Here is a 2,084-nt window from a genome sequence, read left to right as displayed (position 1 = left end):
GCAAAATGTTCTTCTCCTGAATTCCCAACATGATTGTAATCCAATCGCATGGTAGCAGCAGTAAAATAATCAGCATATTGTGCCTGTGCAAAAATGGAGATCCCCATTAGCATTAAGGCAAATACAAAAATCTTTTTCATAGTATCAGTGTTTAGCTTAGTATTTCTTTAGCTCCACAAGATAATGAATATCTCTTTTAGTAAAAATGCTTAATATCATAAATGGTTAGGTCTGGTTTTCTAGGAAATTTGAAATAGCTGGATGAGAAAATAGATATTCTCATAAATTATGATGGATATTTTTAAGGATATTATATTTTTGTCAAATAATAGAACGACTCATACAAATTATCATACTTTTATATGAAATCGATCTTCTATTGATTTATTTAAATGACCGATTAAAAAATGAAATATATTTTATTCCCTTTTAAACTGATATACAAAATTTACTTTTTACTTTATTTTGTATTGACTTTAGTGCTATTTTACCCACTATTCAAATTTTTCTTATCCAAGAAAGAACGCTTCCCGGTAGCCTTTAAAATAATTAGAGTCTATGCCAGAGTCTGGTTATATGGTTCAGGTATTTATTTAAGAGTTAAGGGGAAAGAGAATATTCTTAGAGACCAACCCTTCTTAATTTGTTCCAATCATACTTCATTCCTCGATCCTGCTCCTTTGTATGCGATTTTCGATCAGCGCTTTGTCTTTACGGGTAAAAAGGAAATTGAAAAATGGCCACTCTTCCATATTTTTTATACTTCAGGTATGAATATCTTAGTTGATAGACACAACAGATTAGGTGCCTTAAAGAGTTTTAAAGCCATGATGGATGTGGTAAAGGAAGGGCATCCTTTGGTTATTTTACCAGAGGGAACGATTCCCCCCAATGCACCACAACTTGGCGAGTTTAAATCAGGGGCGGTATCAATCGCGATTAAAATGGGCATTCCAATTTTGCCAGTTACCCAAACGACAAACTGGAAAAGATTGCAACGAAGTAGTTTATTTAAAGGAAATGCTTGTCCAGGTGTAGCCGAGGTTGTCATCCATCCTCCCATTTCTACCGAAGGCTTGACAAAGATGGATACTGAAGCCCTACAAGAGAAACTTAAGGCCATTATTAATCAGCCTTTGCATGAAAAGTATGGCGTATAAGGCTATGCTTTATAGATTGAAAAGAATATAAAAAAGGCTTGCCATGAAGTGAAAACTTAGGAGCAAGCCTTTTTTATAATTTGATAATTGATGTAATCAAGAATCAGTTCTACTCGACTTTGATAAGGTTTATATCAAAAATTAGAACAGCCCCTCCAGGAATACGACTATTACCATAAGGACCATATGCTAAATGAGAAGGAATTAAAAGTTTGCCTTTACCACCTTCTTTAAAATAGGGAATACCTTCCGTCCAACCAGCTATAACTCCATTTAAAGGAAAAGAAATACCATTTTCATCACTTTCGTCAAACACAGATTTGTTGGTGTAATATCCCTTATAAGCAACAGTAACATCTGAACTGGCAGTAGGTTGTAAGCCAGTTCCTGGCTCTTCAATCACATAAAATAAGCCGGATTCAGTTTTTTGTGCGACTAATTCATTATCAGTTATATATTTTTTGATTTCAGCTTCATTTTCGACTGTATAATCTTTAGGTATTGTCTCCTCGAAATCAGAATTACAGGAAGCAAAAAGGGTAATAATCAAAATAAGAAATGTGTATTTCATTTGTTGGTTATTTAAGAGCTATCTCAATTGCTCGTTAATTTTTTTTTTGAGATGGGGCAAATATAATAAAATATTGATGTGATACTCAGAGGTGTTTCATTGATTCTATCTGGTCATTTATTATTAAAGACTAATCTGTTTAACAGGATTTCAACTACAAACCCATTTTTAGGCTTGTGTAGAAAATACTTCTAAAAAACATTTTAAAAGTCAACTCTTCTTTTAAAAATATTCATACTTTTATCACGAAAATTAATCCAAACTAAAATAAAGTCAGATTGAGACCAGAATTCAAATATGAGAAAGAGTTAGCAGGAACTGCTAATGCCAAAAAACGAAAAATGGAACAGTAT

At 32.9% G+C, this 2,084-nt stretch carries 2 protein-coding genes; one reads left to right on the top strand and one right to left on the bottom strand.

Translation table 11 applies throughout. The features are described 5' to 3' along the window. Nucleotides 1-407 precede the first annotated feature (407 nt). Entirely contained in the window at nucleotides 408-1,160 is a 753-nt protein-coding gene (locus tag ABY905_RS16825; protein WP_372645984.1) for a lysophospholipid acyltransferase family protein, read from the top strand. 109 nt (nucleotides 1,161-1,269) lie between these two features. Here the strand turns inward: ABY905_RS16825 and ABY905_RS16820 are convergent, their stop codons facing one another. Continuing rightward, nucleotides 1,270-1,731, bottom strand: a complete 462-nt coding sequence (locus ABY905_RS16820) for an FKBP-type peptidyl-prolyl cis-trans isomerase (RefSeq protein ID WP_372645982.1) — start codon at nucleotides 1,729-1,731, stop codon at nucleotides 1,270-1,272. Nucleotides 1,732-2,084: the final 353 nt, after the last annotated feature.

It is taken from the genome of Ancylomarina sp. (genome assembly GCF_041555295.1).
In the GTDB taxonomy this organism is placed as follows: Bacteria; Bacteroidota; Bacteroidia; order Bacteroidales; family Marinifilaceae; genus Ancylomarina.
The sequence above is the reverse complement of the archived record's forward strand: the minus strand, read 5'-3'. Positions and strand labels throughout refer to the sequence as shown.

Bases quoted from the DNA above. Each gene is read 5' to 3' on its own strand.
- ABY905_RS16825 (WP_372645984.1), top strand. From the start codon at position 408: ATGAAATATATTTTATTCCCTTTTAAACTGATATACAAAATTTACTTT.
- ABY905_RS16820 (WP_372645982.1), bottom strand. From the start codon at position 1,731: ATGAAATACACATTTCTTATTTTGATTATTACCCTTTTTGCTTCCTGT.